Origin of the sequence: Lysobacter sp. 1R34A (assembly GCF_051217035.1) — a bacterium.
Lineage (GTDB): Bacteria > Pseudomonadota > Gammaproteobacteria > Xanthomonadales > Xanthomonadaceae > Lysobacter.
In genome coordinates, this window is record NZ_JBPKJP010000001.1 from 1 (window position 1) to 21,090 (window position 21,090).

Here is a 21,090-nt window from a genome sequence, read left to right on the forward strand (position 1 = left end):
CGCTTCGTCTTTGGGTGTATCCCCGGTAGGAGCGGCGTGAGTCGCGACCGCGGGACGCGCAGAGACGGCGAGGCCGCCGTCATTGGTCGAAGCGACGTGCTCTGGCAGGGTAGGAGCGGCGCAAGCCGCGACATCGTCGTAACGGTCTTGCGGCGTATCGCTCAAACGAGCGAAATCAAAGATCAACATCAACATCAACATCAACATCAAGGTCAAGATCAAGATCAAACCTAAAGCTTCCGCCACTAAAGCGGCGGGTTACTTTCTTTTGTCTAAAGCAACAAAAGAAAGGTAACCAAAGAAAAATGCTTTGTTTTGAATCAAGGGCCCGCGCGAGCGACGCCGACGCCGTGATTTTTCATACGGCACATCCCTGTCCCGATGAAAAACGGCGCGCATCCCTGCGCGCCGCCCTTTGGGTCTTCTTTTGCCTTCGCGAGTGCCAAGCTGCGCACAGCCACAGCCACAGCCAGAGCTAGCTAAAGGCAACCGTTGCCGGTTCGCGGTTGCTCTTGGGTAGGAGCGGCGCAAGCCGCGACCGCGAACCTGCGGCCGGCGGCGCGGGTGTACGGGGTCGCGTGGTCGCGCGTGCGCCGTTCCTACCCTGCGATGGATGACGGCCTGGATCGGCGTCGCCCGGCTCCGTCGCGTTTGCCGCTTGGTCGCGAAAGGCGCGGCCTCAGCCGCCGCCGCGCACGCGCAGGGTCAGGCCCTTGAGGAAGTTGCGCAGCAGCTGATCGCCGCACAGGCGGAAATTCTTGTGGTCGGCCTGGCGGAACAAGGCGGTCAGTTCCGGCTTCGAGATGGGGAAGCCAGCGTCCTGGAAGGCCTGATGCATGTCGACGTCCTTCAACTCGAAGGCGACGCGCAGCTTCTTCAACACCACGTTGTTGGTGACGCGCTTTTCCACCGGGCGCTGCGGCTGGCTTTCGTCGCGGCCGCGATAGTGGAACACCAGGCCGTCGAGGAAATGCGCGAGCACCAGATTGCTGCACTCGGCATAGCCTTCCTCGTCCTCCTTCTTCAGGAACGCCTGGATGTCGGCCTTTTCCAGGGGCAGGTTCGGGTCGGCCAGCTTGGCGATCTCGACGACCTTGAGGTCGCTGAGGTCGAGCATGTAGCGGATGCTGCGCAATACGTCGTTGTTGATCATCGGTATTCCATGGCGCCACGCCGGTTGCGGCCGAGCGGCGCGATATCGAGTTCGGGGTCTTTCGTCGTGCCGGCGACGCCGGCGCGAGGCCGGGCAGGCCGCAGGAAAGTGGTGGGGGTGGGCCATTTTGGCATCCCTGGCCGCGCAGGGGTGAACGGGGTCGTGTCGGGGGCGGACCCGTCCCCATAAAAACGGCCTCCCGGCCGGAGCCGCGCCGGCACGCGACGACGCGCGCACGGACGGTCAGGCCGTAACCGGTAACAACTGCGAATAGCTCGTGGCCGGCGAATGCGCCAGCGACGCGCGCCAATCCAGCAGGTCGCCGAATTCCCGCGCGAGGTGCGGGTCGCTCCAGCATTGGCGGCTGGCCGGGCCGAGCGGCGGTTCGATGCGAGCGAGGGGGGCGATGCCTTCGAGCACGACCGCCATGGCGATGTCGGCATAGCCGAAGCGCTCGAACAGATAGCCGCTGCTCGAACGAGCCAGGCCGTCGCGCAATCGTTCCAGTGCGCGACGCAGTGCGCCGGGCACGAGCAGATGCCGGTACTTGCGATCGAGCCGGCGCGCGGCATCGCGGGCGACGACACGCAGCGGTGGGCGCAGCGGCGCCGGCAACAGGCCGGCCAGGGCTTCGTCGAGGGCCGTCGGGCTGGCGAGCACCCCGCGCACCACGCGCGTGCGGATTTCGGCGAGCGCGGCTTCGCTGAGTTCGTTCCAGGCCGCAATCGCGGCGAAATCGCCGAGGCGGCCGTCGCCGGCGTGGGCATCGGCATGGCGGGCGATGCTCCAGGAACCGCGCACGACCTGCGCCGGCGGCAGCAGCACCGGCACCGAGACCGCGCCCGACCACTGCCGCATCCGCCAGCGCAGCCAGGGTTCGCTGAGGGTCGGGGTGTACTCGCGGTAGGCGAAGGGTAGACCGCAATACTCCAGCGCCCAGCGCGCCTTCTGGGTCCAAGGCGAGAACGACTCGCCGACCAAGAGCGCTGCAGGGCCTGGCTTCATGCGTTTTCTCCTGGCTGGAGGGACTTGTCCGAACGACACCCTGAGCGATGGCTGGCGGCCGGGCGACTGGATACAGTAAGGCCCGGACCGGCCGAGTATGCCGCGCCTGGCGGGAGTGCAGTCGGCCAGGACGCCGGTCGGCCACTGGCTGCCGAAGCAGCGGACGTTCTCGTTCGACACGTCGAAATAAAAGGCAAGCGCATGAGTCGGATTGCGATCACCCGAGGCAAGTACATGAGATACGTCCTGGCGCTATTTGTCCTGCTGTTCACCGGCGCAGCTTGGGCTACGTCCGTGGCCCCGAAGCCCCTCGAAGAGATGGTCAGGCACGCCGATCATGTCGTGGTCGCGACCATCGAGTCGGTGGACATGGTCGACGGACGCGGCAAGCCGATCGTCGACCCGAGGGCGCGCACCGGTCCAGGGTCAAAAAACCAGATGCGCTTCAATCTGCGGGTGAAGGAGCTGCTGTTCACGCGTTCGCCGATGCTGCCGCCGACCTTGCGCGTGCCGCTGTGGACGGCCTGGCATTACGAGCTGGGCAACATCCAGGAGCAGGTGACGGGTTCGACCGGCATCTTCCTGCTCAAGGGCGACGACTACCAACCGGTGTACCCGGCCGATTTTCAGCGTCCGCTCGACGAGCGCAAGGAGATCGAACGCCTGCTGCTGTCGCGATAAGACCGGCCGGACCCGGACTGGCCTCGCCGCTTCGGCGTTAATGGCCCTGTCTCGCCCTCCGCGGTGCTTGCTACTTTCACCGCAGGCACAGGAGGACAGTCGGATGAAGCGAATCGGTTACGCGCTCGGCGCCGCGATATGGATGGCGGCCTTGACCATGGCCCCGGCGGCGATGGCGACGCAGGACACCCCCAAGACGATGAAACCGGCGGATCTGTCCGGCCTGCACGATTTCGATTTCTTGAACGGGCACTGGAAGACCAAGCACCGCCGTCTCAAACAGCGCTTCGTCGGCAGCGGCGAGTGGATCGAGTTCGACGGCAGTTTCAGCCAGCGTCCGCTGATGGACGGCTGGGGCAATACCGGCGACAACCTCTTCAACATGCCCGGCGGCACCTATCGCGGCGTCAGCCTGCGTGCCTACGACCCCCAGACCGGACAATGGACGGTGTGGTGGCTCGATGGGCGCAACCCCGGAGACGATCTCAGCCCGCCGAACAAGGGGCGCTTCGAGGGTGGCCTGGGACGGTTCTTCGCCAAGGACACGATGCAGGGCAAGCCGGTGCTGGTGCGGGTGACCTGGTCGCAGCCCAGCCCGGACGCGCCGCGTTGGGAGCAGGCGTTTTCGATCGACGACGGCAAGACCTGGGAACTCAATTGGGTCACCGATTTCATCCGCGTCGACGCCAAGACCGCCGCCGCCGATTGAGCCGGCGCGACCCGTCGCCGCATTTGTTTTCAACCAATGAATCCATCCATGACAGACTCGACCGATTCGATCGATCGCCGCCGACTGCTGCAACTGTCGCTCGCGGCGGTACCCGCACTGATCCTGTCCGGCAACACCGCTGCCGCCGGACCAACAACGAAGACAAGCGAAGGCCGCGCCGGCGCCGAGCGCGACTTCGATTTCTTTCTCGGCCGCTGGGACGTCAGGCATCGCCGCCTGAAACATCGGCTGGCGGGCAATAACGACTGGGAAGAATTCGACGGCACCACCCATTGCCAGTCCCTGCTCGGCGGCGTGGCCAACCTCAACGACAGCGTGTCCTACCGCGCCGGTGGCGTGTATCGCGGCATGGGCCTGCGTGCGTTCGATGCCAAGACCCAGACCTGGGCCGACTGGTGGCTCGACGGCCGCAACCCGGTGAAGATCGACACGCCCGGCGTCGGACGGTTCGAAGGCCGCGTCGGTACGTTCTTCTCCGACGACCACCACGACGGCAAGCCGGTGCGGGTACGCGGCATATTCACCCATATCAGCGACAACCGCATGCAATGGGAGCAGGCGTTCTCGCCCGATGGCGGAAAGACCTGGGAAACCAACTGGGTGATGCGCTATACCCGGACCGGGTGAGGGTAGGGGCGAATCCTTCGCGTCTGCGATCGAGTCCAGGCGTCAACGAATATTGCGCAAGCCGCGCCGACTTTCCGGCGCGGCTTCGTCGTTCGTGCGGCCGCCGCTTGCGCCTGCGTGCGCCTCATGACAAGCGCGAGGCAGCGAGTAGCCGCCGCTTCGGGCGATACGCACGAGCCGTACGTAGTCGGGGGCCATGAAGTCGTAGCGCCTCGGCGTTCGCGTCAGCAGACACGAAGATGGTCTACTTGGCACATCTATATGTGCCGGGTTCGCGAGGACGCGCTGCTTTAATGTGCCAACTTTACTAGAGTCGATATTTTCATAAGCGAATTGCGGAATGCATCACGTTTTATTTGTAAGCTGCGTTTGAGGCCTCGCAGTGCAGCCAGGTGTGCGAAGTCGAGTAAGGGCATCAGGACGGTGCCAGCCGCCGGAGATATCGCTTGCGCAGGTTTCGGTCTGCGAGTAGGCGGCATGCTCTCCCGGCCTGCGAATGGAATCGCGACCCAGCCAATCGAGCTACAAATGATCCGCCAGCGGAAGGTTCGCATGAGTATCCAAGTCGTCGGTCGTAGAACAGCGATACCGGTTGCATCCGGCATCGCACAAGCCCAGCCGGGAGCGGACGCGCCGAGTACCAAAGTGATACACAGCACTCTGTTCTCGGGGCTGGGCGTGGGCACTCAAGTGACCTTGATCGTGCACAGCGAAACCTTGAGCGATCAGCACGTCTCCATGCTGCACGATCGTTGCCTGAAAGCGCTCGAGCGCGCGGCCCGGCTGGCGTGCGAGGCAGTCGCGGCGGCTTGAGGGTTGTCGCGCAGTGAAAGCGCTCCCGAGATATGCGATGAGCGACGGATTGCCGCCGTAAAGACCTGCGGTCGTAGTCGCCGTCGCCTTTGCTGTTGCTGTTGCTGGTGCTCGTGCTGGTGCTGTGCGTCGCCGAGCACTCGCGAAGGCCATAGCAGGCCCGGAGGGCGGCCCGCAGGGATGCGGGCCGTTTTTCATCGGGACAGGGAGGTCCCGTATGAAAAAGCCCCGCGGATGCACCGATCGTGCGGGCTGGTGATTCAAAACAAAGCATTTTTCTTTGGTTACTTTCTTTTGTTGCTTCAGACAAAAGAAAGTAACCCGCCGCTTTAGTGGCGGAAGCTTTGGGTTTGCTCTTGATTTTGATCTGGATATTTCTGGATCCATACGCCGCAAGACCGTAACGGCGCGGTCGCGGCTTGCGCCGCTCCTACCCCGCGAAAGCAGCGCGCATCCCGCGGTGGCGACTCACGTCGCTCCTACAGGGGTATGGACGCGCCGCCCCAGCAAACCCAGCGCGATGCTGCGTTGCACAAACATGGTGCAAGCCTGCTCGATTTTGGAGCGCGGCCTCGCGCAGATACCGGATCTGCATTCGCGTTGCGCGCCCAAGTGACTGAATTCGCGACGAACCGCCATCGCGCCGCTCATCGCGCAAAGTTGGCACGGCTATTGCGTAGCCTTGCTTGCGGGTGCAACGGCGCATTCGCGACAACCTGATTCCGGCAGACGGGCCAACGGCGGCCCGGTCGGTCGAAGACAACGGCGTCTTTCCGGTGCGAACCGGGAAGACGCCGTTTTCGTTTCTCCCCCTCACGGCCGCTGCGGGACGCCTGGATCGGGCGCCCGCCGCGGCCCCGTTCGGAGATTGCGCGGATGGATCGATCCTTCTGGCGGGCCGGGCATACGCCCACGCTGTTGTCGGCTTTTCTGTATTTCGATCTGAGTTTCATGGTCTGGTACCTGCTCGGGCCGATGCAGGTGCAGATCGCCCAGGCGCTGCATCTGGATACCCAGCAACGCGCCTTGATGGTGGCCGCGCCGATCCTGTGCGGCGCGGTGTTGCGCCTGTTCCTGGGGATGTTCGCCGACCGCGTCGGCGCCAAGCGCGCGGGCCTGATCGCACAGGCGGTAGTGATCGCAGCCTTGCTGGCGGCATGGTGGCTCGGCGTCGACAGTTTCGTTCAGGCCTTGCTGCTCGGTCTGATGCTCGGTGTCGCCGGGGCCTCGTTCGCGGTCGCCTTGCCGTTGGCCTCGCGCTGGTATCCACCCGAGCACCAGGGCACGGCGATGGGCATCGCCGGCGCCGGCAATTCGGGCACGGTGCTCGCGGCTTTGTTCGCCCCGGCGTTGGCGGCGGCGTTCGGCTACCAGAACGTGTTCGGCCTGGCCTGCATCCCGTTGGTGTTGGTGCTGGCGGTGTTCGCGCTCTACGCAAAGGATGCGCCGGTCGAGACGCCGCGCAAGCACTGGGCCGATTACGGCCGGGTGCTGGTCGGCAACCGCGACTCGTGGTGGTTCATGCTGTTCTACGCGATCACCTTCGGCGGCTTCGCCGGTTTCGCCAGCGCCTTGCCCGGGTACTTCCACGATCAGTTCGGTTTCGAGCCGAAGATCGCCGGCTGGGCGACCGCGGCCTGCGTACTCGCCGGCTCGGTGATGCGGCCGCTCGGCGGCGCGATCGCCGACCGGGTCGGCGGCACCCGCACCTTGCTCGCGGTGTATCTCGCGGTCGCGACCCTGATCGCAGTGGCCGCGGTCGGCCTCGGCGGGCCGGTCGCGACGGTGGCCTTGTTCGTGCTCACCCTGCTATGCCTCGGCGCCGGCAACGGCGCAGTGTTCCAGCTCGTGCCGCAGCGTTTCGGCGCCGACATCGGGCTGATGACCGGCCTGATCGGCATGGCCGGCGGCATCGGGGGCTTTCTGCTCGCGGCCGGCATGGGCGTATTGAAGCAGCACACCGGCAGCTATGCGCTGGGCCTGTGGCTGTTCGCCGGTTGCGCGGCGTTGGCCTGGGGCTTGTTGGCGAGCCTGCGCCATCAGTGGCGTCACCGTTGGGCGGCGCTCAGCGCCGCGCGCGTCTGACCCGGCCGAGGAGCGAACTCATGAAGAAACCCAGATTGGTGGTGGTGGGCAACGGCATGGCCGGCGCGCGCACGCTCGAAGAGCTGTTGAAGCTGGTCCCGGACATGTACGACATCACCGTGTTCGGCGCCGAGCCGCATCCGAACTACAACCGGATCCTGTTGTCGCCGGTGCTGGCCGGCGAGCAAGCCTTCGACGACATCGTGCTGAATTCGCTGGCGTGGTACGCCGAGCACGGCATCCGTCTGCACCTGGGCAAGGAAGTCGCCCGCATCGACCGGGTGCGGCGGCGGGTGGTCGCCGCCGACGGCACTCAGGCCGAGTACGACCGCCTGCTGCTCGCCACCGGTTCGCTGCCGATCGTGCTGCCGGTACCGGGCAAGGACCTGAAGGGCGTGATCGGCTATCGCGACATCCATGACACCCAAGCGATGATCGACACCGCCAAGGTCAAGCGGCATGCGGTGGTGATCGGTGGCGGCCTGCTCGGGCTGGAGGCGGCCAACGGCCTCAAGCAGCGCGGGATGGAGGTGACGGTGGTGCACCTGGCCGGCTGGCTGCTCGAACGCCAGCTCGACCCGGCTGCCGGGCAGTTGCTGGAGAAGTCGCTGACCGAGCGCGGCCTGAAGTTTCGCCTCAACACCTCGACCCAGGAACTGCTCGGCAACGCGCAGGGCGAGGTGACGGCGGTGCGCTTTTCCGACGGCAGCGAGGAGCCGGCCGACCTGGTGGTGATGGCGGTCGGCATCCGCCCGAACATCCAACTGGCGCAGGCCGCCGGCATCCATTGCGCGCGCGGCATCGTGGTCGACGACTCGCTGCAGACCTTCGACCCGCGCGTCTATGCGGTGGGCGAATGCGTCAGCCATCGCGGCATCGCCTACGGCTTGGTCGCGCCCTTGTTCGAGCAGGCCAAGGTCTGCGCCAATCACCTGGCCAACTACGGTATCGGCATCTACAGCGGCTCGGTGTCCTCGACCAAGCTCAAGGTCACCGGCATCGACCTGTTCTCGGCCGGCAACTTCATGGGCGGCGACGGCAGCGAGGAGATCGTCCTGTCCGATCCGGCCGGCGGCGTCTACAAGAAGCTGGTGATCAAGGACGACCGCCTGATCGGCGCCTGCCTGTACGGCGACACCAACGACGGCGGTTGGTACTTCAAGCTGCTCAAGGACGGCAGCCGCATCGACGACCGCCGCGACCAGCTGATGTTCGGCGAGAAGGCGCTAGGCGATTCCGGCACCGCCGGGCAGAACCGGGCCAGCGCGATGAACGACCGCGACGAGGTCTGCGGCTGCAACGGCGTGTGCAAGGGCGCCATCGTCAAGGCAATCAACGAGCAGGGACTGTTCACCGTCGACGAGGTCAAGAAGCAGACCAAGGCGGCGAGTTCCTGCGGCTCCTGCACCGGCCTGGTCGAGCAGATCCTGATGAACTGCCTGGGCTCGAACTTCCAGGAAACCCCGAAGACCAAGGCGGTCTGCGCCTGCACCGACCACAGCCACGGCGATGTGCGCAAGGCGATCCGGGAGCATCGCTTGTTCACCCATGCCGCGGCCTATGCCTTCCTGGAATGGCGCACGCCGAACGGCTGCGCGACCTGCCGGCCGGCGATCAACTATTACCTGCTCTCGACCTGGCCGCGCGAAGCGGTCGACGACCCGCAGTCGCGCTTCATCAACGAACGCGCCCACGCCAACATCCAGAAGGACGGCACTTTCTCGGTGATCCCGCAGATGAAAGGCGGGGTGACCAACGCCGGCGAACTGCGCCGCATCGCCGACGTCGCCGACAAGTACGCGGTGCCGATGCTCAAGGTCACCGGCGGCCAGCGCATCGACCTGCTGGGCATCAAGAAAGAAGACCTGGTCGATGTGTGGAAAGACCTCGGCATGAATTCCGGCCACGCCTACGGCAAGTCGATCCGCACGGTGAAGACCTGCGTCGGCAGCGAGTTCTGCCGCTTCGGCACCCAGAACAGCACCCGGATGGGGATCGAGCTGGAAACCATGCTCGCCAATATGTCGAGCCCGCACAAGGTCAAGCTCGCGGTGTCGGGCTGCCCGCGCAACTGCGCCGAATCCGGGATCAAGGACGTCGGCATCATCGCCGTGGACTCGGGCTGGGAGATCCACATCGGCGGCAGCGGCGGCATCAAGACCGAGGTCGCGCGCTTCCTGGTCAAGGTCAAGACCAGCGAGGAGGTGCGCGAATACACCGGCGCGTTCCTGCAGTTGTACCGGGAAGAGGCTTATTACCTCGACCGCACCGTGCATTACATCGCCCGCGTCGGCATGGACTACATCGTCCAGCGCGTGGTCGAGGACGCCGCTAACCGCAAGGCCTTGTTCGAGCGCCTGCTGTATGCGCTGGAAGGTTTGCCCGACCCCTGGGCCGCGCGCATCGCCGGGGCGCGGCCGCGCGAGTTCCAGCCGCTGCGCATTCCCGCCACGCTCGTCGACGCGGAGGCCTGAGCCATGGAATCGACTGCCTCCTGGCTGCGGGTATGCCGGCTCGACGACATCCCGGTGTTGGGCGCGCGCGTGTTGGAAGTGGCCGGGGCCGATAACATCGCCTTGTTCCGCACTGCCGGCGACCGCGTGTTCGCGATGGTCGACCGCTGCCCGCACAAGGGCGGGCCGCTGTCGCAGGGCATCGTCGCCGGCGACAGCGTCACCTGTCCGCTGCATGGCTGGAATATCGCCCTGGCCAGCGGCGAAGCCTGCGCGCCCGACGTCGGCTGCGCGCGCAAGTTCCCGGTATGCATCGACGGCGACGACGTCTGGCTGGCGCTCGGCGACCCGGCGGGGGGAGGTGGCTGATGGACGAGCCGGCGCTGCGCGAGGAGATCGAAATCACGCCGGCACCGGCGGCGCCGTTGAGGCGCAGCCGCACGCGCTCGGTGTGTTGTTATTGCGGGGTGGGCTGCGGGGTATTGATCGACGCCGAACACGACGCCGACGGCAGCCGCATCGTCGGCATCGAAGGCGACCCCGAGCATCCGGCCAACCACGGCCGTCTGTGCACCAAGGGCCGCAGCCTGCCGCAGACCGCGAGCAGTCTGAGCGGGCGCCTGTTGATGCCGGAATTGCGGTATCTACGCCAGGAGCCGCGCCGCCCGGTCGACTGGGCGCTGGCGCTGGACACGGTGGCCGATCGCCTGGCCGGCATCGTCCAGCAGCACGGGCCCGATGCGGTCGCGTTCTATCTCTCCGGGCAGTTGCTGACCGAGGACTACTACGTCTTCAACAAGCTCGCCAAGGGGCTGCTCGGCACCAACAACATCGACACCAATTCCCGCCTGTGCATGTCGAGCGCGGTTACCGGCTACAAGCTGGCGCTCGGAGCGGACGGCCCGCCGACCTGCTACGAAGACCTGGAACTGGCCAAGACCGTGCTGTTCGCCGGCAGCAACATGGCCTATGCGCATCCGGTGCTGTTCCGACGGCTGGAAGCGGCGCGCGAACGCGATCCCGAGGTGCGCTGGGTCGTGATCGACCCGCGCCGCACCGACACCGCGGCGATGGCCGACCTGCATCTGCAGATCCAGCCCGGCACCGATGTGGCGCTGTTCAACGGCATGCTGCATCACTTGATCTGGGAAGGGCGGGTCGATGCCGCGTTCATCGCCGAACACACCGACGGCTATGCCGAACTCAAGCAACTGCTGCGGGACTACACTCCGCGCACGGCCGCGGAGTTGTGCGGCATCCCGGTCGCCGACCTGATCCAGGCGGCGGAGTGGTTCGGCCGCGAAGCCGCGGCCTTGTCGCTGTACTGCATGGGCCTGAACCAATCGGCGCACGGCACCGACAAGAACCTGGCGTTGATTCACCTGCACCTGGCCACCGGCCAGATCGGCAAGCCCGGTGCGGGGCCGTTTTCGTTGACCGGCCAACCCAATGCGATGGGCGGACGCGAGGTCGGCGGCATGGCGACGATGCTCGCCGCACACCGCGAGATCGGCCACGCCGGCGACCGCGCCGACCTCGAAGCGCTGTGGGGGCTGCCCGCGCACAGCCTGTCGGCCACGCCCGGCTTGTCCGCGGTGGCCTTGTTCGAAGGCTTGCGCAGCGGCCGGGTCAAGGCGGTGTGGATCGCCTGCACCAACCCCGTGCATTCCATGCCCGACATCGGTCAGGTGCGCGAAGCGCTGCGGCAGGCCGAGTATGTGATCGTGCAGGAGGCGTTCCGCAACACCGACACCGTGCCCTATGCCGATGTGTTGCTGCCGGCGGCGAGTTGGGGCGAGAAGGACGGCACGGTGACCAATTCCGAACGGCGCATTTCGCGGGTGCGCGCGGCGGTGCCGGCGCCGGGGCAAGCCAAGCCGGACTGGTGGATCGCCAACGAAGTGGCGCGGCGCCTGGAAGCGCGCTTGGGCCCGCCGGGGGCCGCGCCCTTGTTCGATTTCAAGCAACCGGCGCAGATCTTCGACGAACATCGCCGCCTTACCGTCGGCCGCGACCACGACATCGGCGGGCTCGACTACGCGCGCCTGGAAGCGCAGGGGCCGCAGCAATGGCCGTTGCCGGCCGGCGCCGCACAGGGGCAGGCGCGCCGTTACGCCGACGGAGTGTTCGCCACCGCCGACGGCCGTGCGCGGTTTCATGCCACGCCGTACCGGCCGGTGGCCGAAGCGACTTCGGCACGCTTCCCGCTGCGCCTGCTGACCGGCCGCCTGCGCGACCAATGGCACGGCATGTCGCGCAGCGGGCGGGTGCCGGCCGCGTTCGCGCACAGTCCGGAACCGGGGCTGCGCATGCAGCCGCAGGACGCGGCGCGGCGCGGACTCGCGCAGGGCGATCTGGTCAAAGTCGTCAGCAAGCGCGGCGAACTGGTACTGCCCTTGGAACTGTCCGACGAGGTCGCCTCCGGCACCGTGTTCGCGGCGATGCATTGGAGCGGGCAGTTCCTGTCCAGCGGCGGCATCAACGAAGTCAGCCAGCCGGCGGTGGACGCGCGTTCGCTGCAGCCCGAGCTCAAGCATGCGGCGGTGCGGATCGAGAAAGCCGATTTCGGCTGGCATCTGCTCGCGGCGCGGCGCGGCGATGCCTTGGGTTTGCAGGCGGCGGTGCAGCCGCTGCTGAAGGATTGCGGTTTCGCCGCGCTCGGTTTCAGCGCGGAGGCGGTCGCCGACAGCCGTGGCGGCAGGGCCGACGGTCCGGCCTGGCTGGTGTTGCGGGCGGCCCGCGAAACCGCGCCGCCGGCGGAATGGCTGGAGGCCCTGAGCGATGCGCTGCAGTTGCGCGCTGGCCGCGACACCCTGGAGTACCGCGATGCGCGCCGCGGCCTGTTGAAGCGGGTGTGCTGGCGCGCCGACAGCGCCGATCACCGCATCGACGGACTGCTGCTGACCGATGCCCAGCGTCATGGCGCCGGCGAGGCCCTGCTCGGTTCGGCCTTGCTCGGTAGCGCTTTGTCCGGGCATGCCTGGAATGGGTCGCGTCTGGCGGTCTTCGCCCAGTCCGGCAGCGGCGGCGGCGCGCGCGACGCGGTGGTATGCGACTGCCTGCAGATCCGCGAGTCGAGCATCCGCGCCGAGATCTCGCGCGGCGCCGATGTGGCCGCGCTCAAGCAGCGCCTGGGCTGCGGCACGGTCTGCGGTTCCTGCGGGCCGCAACTGAGCCAACTGTGCCGCCAAGCCGCGCCGGCCTGACCGCGAATCCCCGCCCTCAACACGGAGTCATCATGGATCGCATCGTTTCCGACCCGTCGCGGCGCGCGCCCAGCGAAGTGGTGTTGCTGTCGGCCGGCCCCGGCGACCTGGAGTTGTTGACGATCAAGGCAGCGAAAGCATTGGCGGCCGCCGAGGTCGTGCTGCTCGACGAACTGGTCGACCCGGGCATCGTCGAACTGGCGCCGTCGGCGCGGGTGATCCGGGTGGGCAAGCGGAGCGGTTGCCGCTCGACGCCGCAGGCCTTCATCTGCCGGTTGATGCGGCGTTATGCGCTGCAGGGGCAGCGGGTGGTGCGGGTCAAGGGCGGCGACGCGCTGTTGTTCGGCCGCGCCGGCGAGGAGATCGATTTCCTGCGCCGCGCCGGCATCGAAGTACGCATCGTCAACGGCATCAGCGCCGGCTTCGCCGCCGCGGCGAGTCTGGGCGTGTCCTTGACCCATCGCGATCACTGCCATGGCATCACCTTCGTCACCGCGCACACCCACGATCACGGCGAACCGGATTGGGGCGCACTCGCGGCCACCGGCACCACCCTGGCGATCTACATGGGCATGAGCCGCATCGCCGCGATCGCGGACGGGTTGCTGCGGCACCTGCCGGCGCAGACACCGGCGGCCATCGTGCAGGGCGCAAGCCAGGCCGGCGAAACGCGTTTGTTGACGACACTGGCGCGACTCGCCGCCGACGCCGTGGGACTCGGCATAGGCATGGGCATGGGCATGGACATAAGCCTGGGCAGCGGCCGGCCGGGGGTGATCCTCGTCGGTGCGGCGCTGGCCGAAGCGGTCGTCGAAGCGCCCGGTACGAGAGCGGACGCCGGCCGAGTCGGTCTGCCCTGAACGACCGCGTCGACTGAGGGCGTCATCGCCGCCACCGGCGAGACCGCGGCTGCGCCGGGAGCCTTTGCGCGGCGTTCGGCCGCGAGTGTGACCTCGGTCCGCCTGGATGACCGCTGCGCCGGATACTTTGCGTAGCACTGCAGGTGCGGGCAAGCCCGGGCATCGCGCCTGGCGTGCCCACGGCATGCGCAAACAGACGACCGCGCCATTTCTCAGGAGACCTTCCATGTCGACTCCCGATCCGACCGGCTCCGGTTCATCGCCCGGGTTTCTCAGCAATTTCTTCAGCCGCTTCCAACGCAACGCGCAGCCTCCGCCGTTGCAACCGGAGCCGATTCCGCAACGGCCCAAACTCGATCCGGCCAGCGCCGCGGCGATCATGCAGGACGGTTACCAGCCCAAGAGCACCGGCAAGACCGGCGAATGGGAGCGTGTCGACGACGAGACGCTGAAGAAACTCAATCTGGATCCGGAAAAATTCCACGGCAATCCCAGCGGGATGCACGCGACCTTGTATCGCAAGCCCGGCACCGCAACCGAATCGGAAGGCTATGTACTGGATTACCGCGGCACGGCGAAACTCGGCGACTGGTCCGCGAATTTCCGCCAGGCGCTCGGCCTGAAGAGCGAGCAACACGAGCAGTCGATGGTGCTCGGCAAGGAAGTCAGCGCCGCACTCGGCCCGAGCCTGGTCGGGGTCACCGGCCATTCCAAGGGAGGCGGCCAGGCCTTGCTGGTCTCGCATGCGATCGGCGTCGATTGCGTCACCGCGAACCCGGCCTGGCCGAGCCCGGGCACGCTCAAGAGCTACGGCTTCAACCCCGAGAACTTCCACAACGGCAAGGGCGGCCCTTCGGTGACCAATCTGGTGGTCGACGGCGAGCCTTTGCAGAGCCTGCAAAACACCGGCGTGGTGCCGTTGGTGGCGCCGAAGCAGAACCTGGAGCTGCAGGGGCCGAAGTTCGAGTTCAAGCCGCAGCAGCATAGCGGCTTGCGCGGCTACGAACCCGGCGAGGATCCCGACCTCGACGTGGCGCGTCCCATATTCGAAGCCATGGACGGGGGCAAGCATCTGCTCAAGCTGCACGGCATCGGCACGGTACGAGAAGCGCTGCACCATCGCGACGTCGCCGATCTGGCCGGCGCCGCCCAGAAAGGCGGACTGTCGAAGGTCGATCACATCGTGCCGGAGACGGACGGCGGCAAGGGCCATTTCCTGGTCGAGGGCAAACTCGGCGACCCCACCGCGAAGTACGCCAAGGTCGAGGGCGCCCTGCCGAGCGGCATCCCGGGTCAGCAGTTGATCCAGAACATCAACCAGCACGAAGCGCTGAACCGCCAACAGACTCCGTCAGGCGGCGAGCAGGCGCCGACTCAAACCAATCCGCGCCATATCTGAAAGCGCGTCGTATCCGGACGCCGTCGGACCTGGGGACCGAACCGCGTCGCCGGTTCGGTCCGCGCGGTGGCGGCAGACGGTCGGCGATCCTCGATGCCTGGCCATTACGCAGAATTACGTAATGCGTAATCCTGTTTAGAGGCGTCCGGCCGGGGCGGCAAAGTTGCACAGCCCGGCAGCGGCGGCTAGCGTGTCGGCGATCCGCGCCGCGCGCGCCCGCATCGAAACCACAATGACCTCACGCCGAGATTTCCTGCACAGCTCCCTGCTGGCCGCATCCAGCGTCGCCTTGCCGACGCTGGCCGCGCCGGCGTCCGCGACCGCCAAGACCGACGCGGCCCGCAAGACGGCGGCCGGCGCGAGGGTGGTATCGACCTGGGATTTCGGGGTAGGCGCCAACCAGGCCGCTTGGCCGGTGCTCGCCGGCGGCGGCTCCGCGCTCGATGCGGTCGAGGCCGGCGCGCGCTGGGCCGAATCCGAGTTGTGCAACAACACCGTCGGCCGCTGCGGAAACCCCGACCGCGACGGCGTGCTGACCCTGGACGCCAGCATCATGGACGGCGACGGCCGTTGCGGCGCGGTTGCCGCGCTCGAGGACATCGCCCATCCGGTCAGCGTCGCGCGCCGGGTCATGGAACGCACGCCGCACGTGTTGCTGGTCGGCGCCGGCGCTCAGCAGTTCGCGGTCGAGCAGGGCTTCCCGAAACAGGCCTTGTTGACCGACAAGGCCCGTGCGGCGTGGCAGGAATGGCGCAAGACTTCGAAGTACGAGCCGAAGATCAACGCCGAGCGCCTCGACACCGCCAAGCCCGGCGACAGCAGCAATCACGACACCCTCGGCATCCTCGCCATCGACGCCGCCGGCAAGCTCGCCGGCGCCTGCACCACCAGCGGCATGGCCTGGAAGTTGCACGGCCGGGTCGGCGACAGTCCGATCGTCGGCGCCGGCCTGTACGTCGACAACGAAGTCGGCGCCGCGACCGCGTCCGGCGTCGGCGAGGAAATGCTGCGCAACGCCGCGAGCTTCCTGGTGGTCGAGCTGATGCGCCAGGGCCGCAGCCCGGACGAGGCCTGCCGCGAAGCGATCGACCGGCTGGTGCGCAAGCGCCCGCAGGCCAGCAAGACCCTGCAGGTCTGTTTCCTGGCGATCAACAAGCACGGCGAGGTCGGCGCGCATGCGCTGCACCGCGGTTTCGTCTATGCGGTCTGCGATGCCGGCAAGCGCGACGCTTTGCTCGACTCGCGTTCGGTCTACACGACCGAACAGACGTGAGCGCCGCGATGAGCCGGCGCAGCCTGGAGATCTCGGCGAACTCGCTCGGTTCCGCGCTCGCCGCGCAAGCCGGCGGCGCCGACCGGGTCGAACTGTGCGAAAACCTGGGCGAGGGCGGCACCACGCCGTCCTACGGCACCCTGGCAGTCGCCCGCGAGCGTCTGCGCATTCCTCTGTACGTACTGATCCGCCCGCGCGGCGGCGATTTCCTCTACGGCGAATCCGAGCTCGCGGTGATGCGCGCCGACGTCGAAACCTGCGTCCGGCTCGGTTGCGACGGCGTGGTGATCGGCGCGCTCGACGCCGACGGCGAGGTCGACAGTGCGCTGTGCCGCGAGTTGATCGTCGCGGCCGGCCCGCTCGGCGTGACCTTTCATCGCGCCTTCGATGCCGCACGCGACCAGGGCCGGGCGCTGGAGGCCGCGATCGCCCTGGGCTGCGAACGGATCCTGACCTCGGGCGCCGCTGCCGACGCTTGGACCGGTGCCGACCGCATCGCCGCACTGGCGGCGCAGGCGGCCGGGCGCATCAGCCTGATGGCCGGCGCCGGCGTCACCCCGCAGAACATCCTGGCCTTGGCAGAACGTGCCGGTGTCGACGAACTGCACGCATCGGCCAAGACACCGAAGCGCTCGGCGATGCGTTATCGCAACGAAGCGCTGGCGGGGTTGGCGGTGGATTGGGAACAGAGCGACGAGGGAAGGGTGCGGGCGTTGGTGGGCGCATTGCGGGGATAGCGGGGTATCGGTTTGGCGGTTGGCTCGTGCAGTTGCCGCGCTTTTGCGGGAGCGGCGTATGTCGCGACTAGGCAACCGCAACCCCGATCGCCCGCGCCGGCGGCCGCAGATTCGCGGTCGCGGCTCGCGCCGCTCCTACCCCTGGCGAAAGTGCGCCGCTTCGATGGGTGACCTCGGCCTTGGCGTGCCAGCGCATCCCGCGGTCGCGGCTTACGCCGCTCCTACAGGGGGGCGCGCCGCGCTCGGATTCCATTGGTCGCTTTCGCTTCGCTGCTGCTGTGCGTCGCCGAGCACTCGCGAAGGCCATCGAAGACCCGGAGGGCGGCGCGCAGGGATGCGCGCCTTTTTCATCGGGACAGGGATGTCCCGTATGTAGAGCCCTGCGTCGACATCGCTCGTGCGGGCTAGTGATTCAAAACAAAAGCAACTTCTTTGGTTACCTTTCTTTTGTTGCTTTAGACAAAAGAAAGTAACCCGCCGCTTTAGTGGCGGAAGCTTTGGGTTTGATCTTGATCCTGATCTATTAGACGAGAGAGGCGCCGCAAGACCGCCAGAGCGATGTCGCGGCTTGCGCCGCTCCTACCCTGGCGAAAGCACGCCGCTTCGATGGCTGACCTCGGCCTTGGCGCGCCAGCGCGTCCCGTGGTCGCGACTTACGTCGCGCCTAGGGGGTGCCTAGGCCTCACCGCCAAGGGTTGACCGTCGACTGGAGCAGGGGACCCAATCCAACAGGCCGACCGGTTCGCGCAGCGAGCGCAGGCGGCGAGGAGTCGGTGGGGGGCCGACTCAAAAATCGATCCTGGCAGGCCAAGCCGTCTCGGCCTTCGCGCCTGTCGCCAGACTCGGCAAAACAATCACTTACCGGCGGAGGGGAGGTTGAGAGGCCCCCGCGGGCGTCCGTGTGCGCTCCCTAGCACACCCTCATTGCTGCGCCGCGTCATGCATCGCGGTCCCAGGTTGTGGTTAATTTAGATCGATCCAATTTGGGGGTTGGGTATGCCGGGAGGACCTTTCGGGGTTCGCCGGGCAGTTTACTTAGATCGAGAGAAAAGCCTTTAGAGACCAGGGAGCGGTCGCCATTGCAGTCCACTTTATTCTTGGGGAGCACCGCGAAGATGAGCCATTCCACCCTGCGACGCAGCGCACTGACCGGTGCTTTGTTGTCGATCCTGTTCGCGCCCGCCATGGCGCAGGCGCAGTCCGCCGAGACCCCGGCCGATCAGGCCAGCGCGGGCGCCGACGAGAGCAGCCGGGCGAACAAGCCAACCGAAATCGACAAGGTCACCGTCACCGGCTCGCGCATCAAGCGCAGCGAGATCGAAGGACCGGCGCCGGTTTTCACCATCACCGCCGCGCAGATCGAGAAGGAAGGTTTCAACACCGTCTACGACGCGCTGACCACCCTGACCGAAGCCATGGGCACGGTCGAGTCGGACATCGCCTGGGGGCAGCACACGGTCAACGCCAGCCCGCTCAACCTGCGCAACATGGGCCCGGGCCGCAGCCTGCTGCTGATCAACGGCCGCCGCGTCGTCGACTACCCGCTGCCGTACCAGGGCAAGAGCAACTTCGCCAACTTCAACAACATCCCGACCGCGATCGTCGAGCGCATCGAGGTGCTCGCCAGCGGCGCCTCGGCGATCTACGGCTCCGACGCGGTCGCGGGCGTGATCAACGTGATCCTCAAGAAGGAATTCCAGGGCGACCAGGTCAAGATCCGCGGCGGCACCTCGACCCGCGGCGGCCGCGATTCGATGGACCTGTCCTGGGCCGGCGGCCGCAGCGGCGACAACTGGAACGTGACCTACGCGCTGCAGTGGTTCCACCGCGAAGCGCTGCCGGCGGGCGAGCGTCCGTTCATGGATTCGGATTTCGACGCACCGGCCACCTCGCTCAACCCGCAGGACCGCAAGGTCGGCATCCTGCCGTCGGTCGGCATCCGCATGTTCAACGCCGACACCGGCCGCCGCATGGCACCGCCGCCGGGCGCCTGCGATCAGTTCAACGGCGAGTTCTTCCTCCAGAACCGCCGCACCTACAACCGCAACGCCAACACCATCAGCGACACCGGCTGGCAGTGCGGCCAGAGCGCGGTGTTCCAGCACTGGACCCTGCGCAACGGCAGCGACGACCGCTCCGGCTACCTGTACGGCAATTACGACTTCGCCAACGGGATGCAGGGCTGGGTCACCGCCGGCGTGTGGAGTTCGCGCGGCACCAACATGACCTTCATGCCGGCGTGGAGCTCGAACGGGACCTATTTCGACCAGGGCGTCGGCGCGAACCTGGACCTGGTGCGTTACTTCACCCCGCAGGAAATCGGCGGCGCCAAGAGCGGCTACACCCGTTCCGACGAACTGTCCTGGGACTTGTCGGCCGGCCTGCGCGGTCAGTTCGGCGATCGCTTCGACTGGGACTTCAGCATCGGCCGCGCCGAATACACCGTGGACGAGAAATTCCCGACCGTGCTGCTGGCCGAGGCCGACCGTTACTTCCTCGGCGCCAACCGCGACCGCGTCGACCCCAACCGCCTGTGGAACCCGATCTCGCCGCAGGATTACGCCTCGATCACCACCCGCGGCAAGAACCGCGCCGAGTCCTGGCTGACCTCGGCCAACTTCATCGTCAGCGGCGACCTGTTCGAAGGCTGGGCCGGCCCGATCGGCTTCGCCGCGCAACTCGAAGCGGCCAAGCAGGGCTATAGCCTGGCGCCGGATCCGAACACCATCGGCGACAACCGCAAGTACGAGCAGACCGCCAACCTCGACCTCGGTTCGGGCACCCGCAACCACTACGCCGCCGGCGTCGAGTTCAAGATCCCGCTGCTGGAATCGCTGACCGCATCGGTGGCCGGGCGCTACGATAAGTACGACGCCGTGTCCGGCGACGCCGCTTCGACCTACAACGCCGGCCTGGAATGGCGCCCCTTCAGCAACCTGTTGGTGCGCGGCACCTATGCGACCAGCTTCCGCGCGCCGGACATGCACTTCGTCTACGCCACGCCGAGCACCTCGGTCGCCGACCAGACCGATTACCTGAACTGCCTGCGCGCGGGCCAGCAGGGCAATTGCACCTGGGACGCCGGCTTCAAGGTCGAGGACGCGAACATCGCCCGCCAGGGCACGCCGAACCTCAACTACGAAACCGGTAATTCCTGGACCGCCGGGTTCGTCTGGGACATCACCGACGGCCTGTCGGTGTCGACCGACTACTGGCGCATCGAACTGGAAGACGAGATCGACGACGTCGGCGCCAACGACGTGCTGCTCGACGAGGCCTACTGCCTGACCGGCAAGACCCCGACCGGCGAGCCGCGCATCAGCGCGCCGAGCGCGGACCGCTGCAAGCTGCAGATCGGCCGCGTCACCCGTGCCGCCGATCCGGACGGCGCCGGCCCGCTGCTGGGCCAGGTCACCGACATCCGCACCGGCCCGGTCAACCGCGCCGCGCGCAACGTCGAAGGCGTGGACGCCTCGCTGAAGTACCGCTTCACCACCGAGCGCTGGGGCGATTTCAGCCTGGGCCTGAACTACACCAACCTGCTCAAGCTCGAGACCCGCACCGACGCCAGCGAAGAAATGCAGGACAAGCGCAACGACGAGCCGCGCAGCAAGTTCCGCGGCAGCGTCAACTGGCAGCGCGAGAAGTGGAACGCGACCGTTTACGCCGACCGCGTCGGCAGCGTGCCGAGCGTGCGCTTCAACGGCTGCCTGCCGTTCTCCGACGGCTACGTGCCCAACTCCGACAACTGCGTCGACAACGACTCGGCCAGCCCGACCTACGGCCAGGCGACCAAGAAGTACTACGGCCGCGTCGGACCGGCGATTACCTGGAACCTCAGCGCGGGCTACCAGATCACCGAGAAGGCCAAGGTCAACTTCTACGTCAGCAACATCTTCGACGAAGTCAACGAAGACAAGGACCCGTACAAGAAGGACTTCGCCTTCATCGCCGACCGCATCTTCAGCCCGGTCGGCCGCGAGGTCGCGATCGAATACGTGCTGGACTTCAACTAAGGCAGGCCAATCCGTGGCGGCGGCGCCAGCGCCGCCGCCACGGCATCCCCCA

Annotated in this window: 16 protein-coding genes; 13 read left to right on the forward strand and 3 right to left on the reverse strand. The window is 66.9% G+C overall.

Going from position 1 to position 21,090, the window contains the following annotated elements:
* The 3 genes from ACSAMQ_RS00005 to ACSAMQ_RS00015 all read right to left on the reverse strand — a co-directional run.
* Positions 1-216 (reverse strand): hypothetical protein (locus tag ACSAMQ_RS00005; RefSeq protein WP_435393661.1); only part of this gene is annotated, 216 nt, incomplete at its 3' end.
* Positions 217-679: 463 nt separating this feature from the next.
* Positions 680-1,153, reverse strand: coding sequence for a DUF1456 family protein (locus ACSAMQ_RS00010; protein WP_435393662.1), 474 nt, complete (start codon positions 1,151-1,153; stop codon positions 680-682).
* A gap of 243 nt (positions 1,154-1,396) precedes the next feature.
* Positions 1,397-2,158 carry a glutathione S-transferase N-terminal domain-containing protein gene (locus tag ACSAMQ_RS00015; RefSeq protein WP_435393663.1) on the reverse strand — a complete coding sequence of 254 codons (762 nt, stop codon included), beginning with the start codon at positions 2,156-2,158 and terminating at the stop codon, positions 1,397-1,399.
* Positions 2,159-2,452: 294 nt separating this feature from the next.
* Here ACSAMQ_RS00015 and ACSAMQ_RS00020 point away from each other — a divergent pair, with 294 nt between their 5' ends.
* The 13 genes from ACSAMQ_RS00020 (at position 2,453) to ACSAMQ_RS00080 (ending at position 21,038) form a co-directional block, all read left to right on the forward strand.
* Entirely contained in the window at positions 2,453-2,839 is a 387-nt protein-coding gene (locus ACSAMQ_RS00020) for a hypothetical protein (protein WP_435393664.1), read from the forward strand.
* 103 nt (positions 2,840-2,942) lie between these two features.
* Positions 2,943-3,548, forward strand: a complete 606-nt coding sequence (locus tag ACSAMQ_RS00025) for a hypothetical protein (RefSeq protein ID WP_435393665.1) — start codon at positions 2,943-2,945, stop codon at positions 3,546-3,548.
* Between the two features lie 48 nt (positions 3,549-3,596).
* Positions 3,597-4,196 carry a hypothetical protein gene (locus ACSAMQ_RS00030; protein WP_435393666.1) on the forward strand — a complete coding sequence of 200 codons (600 nt, stop codon included), beginning with the start codon at positions 3,597-3,599 and terminating at the stop codon, positions 4,194-4,196.
* Positions 4,197-4,748: 552 nt separating this feature from the next.
* Positions 4,749-5,009, forward strand: coding sequence for a hypothetical protein (locus ACSAMQ_RS00035; protein WP_435393667.1), 261 nt, complete (start codon positions 4,749-4,751; stop codon positions 5,007-5,009).
* Between the two features lie 915 nt (positions 5,010-5,924).
* Positions 5,925-7,094: a nitrate/nitrite transporter gene (locus ACSAMQ_RS00040; protein ID WP_435393878.1), complete on the forward strand. Its 1,170-nt coding sequence runs from the start codon at positions 5,925-5,927 to the stop codon at positions 7,092-7,094.
* A 20-nt stretch (positions 7,095-7,114) separates the two neighbouring features.
* A complete protein-coding gene (gene nirB, locus ACSAMQ_RS00045) occupies positions 7,115-9,568 on the forward strand; it encodes a nitrite reductase large subunit NirB (RefSeq protein ID WP_435393668.1) in 2,454 nt (817 codons plus the stop codon).
* Positions 9,569-9,571: 3 nt separating this feature from the next.
* Entirely contained in the window at positions 9,572-9,916 is a 345-nt protein-coding gene (gene nirD, locus ACSAMQ_RS00050; protein ID WP_435393669.1) for a nitrite reductase small subunit NirD, read from the forward strand.
* A complete protein-coding gene (locus ACSAMQ_RS00055; RefSeq protein ID WP_435393670.1) occupies positions 9,916-12,753 on the forward strand; it encodes a nitrate reductase in 2,838 nt (945 codons plus the stop codon). The genes nirD and ACSAMQ_RS00055 overlap by 1 nt, the downstream gene beginning before the upstream one ends.
* 77 nt (positions 12,754-12,830) lie before the next feature.
* A complete protein-coding gene (cobA, locus tag ACSAMQ_RS00060; protein WP_435393879.1) occupies positions 12,831-13,613 on the forward strand; it encodes a uroporphyrinogen-III C-methyltransferase in 783 nt (260 codons plus the stop codon).
* A 226-nt stretch (positions 13,614-13,839) separates the two neighbouring features.
* On the forward strand, positions 13,840-15,012 hold the full coding sequence (locus tag ACSAMQ_RS00065; RefSeq protein ID WP_435393671.1) for an XVIPCD domain-containing protein: 1,173 nt from the start codon (positions 13,840-13,842) through the stop codon (positions 15,010-15,012).
* A gap of 232 nt (positions 15,013-15,244) precedes the next feature.
* A complete protein-coding gene (locus ACSAMQ_RS00070; protein ID WP_435393672.1) occupies positions 15,245-16,285 on the forward strand; it encodes a N(4)-(beta-N-acetylglucosaminyl)-L-asparaginase in 1,041 nt (346 codons plus the stop codon).
* Positions 16,286-16,293: 8 nt separating this feature from the next.
* A complete protein-coding gene (locus ACSAMQ_RS00075; RefSeq protein ID WP_435393880.1) occupies positions 16,294-17,022 on the forward strand; it encodes a copper homeostasis protein CutC in 729 nt (242 codons plus the stop codon).
* Between the two features lie 1,115 nt (positions 17,023-18,137).
* Entirely contained in the window at positions 18,138-21,038 is a 2,901-nt protein-coding gene (locus ACSAMQ_RS00080) for a TonB-dependent receptor plug domain-containing protein (protein ID WP_435393673.1), read from the forward strand.
* Positions 21,039-21,090 lie beyond the last annotated feature (52 nt).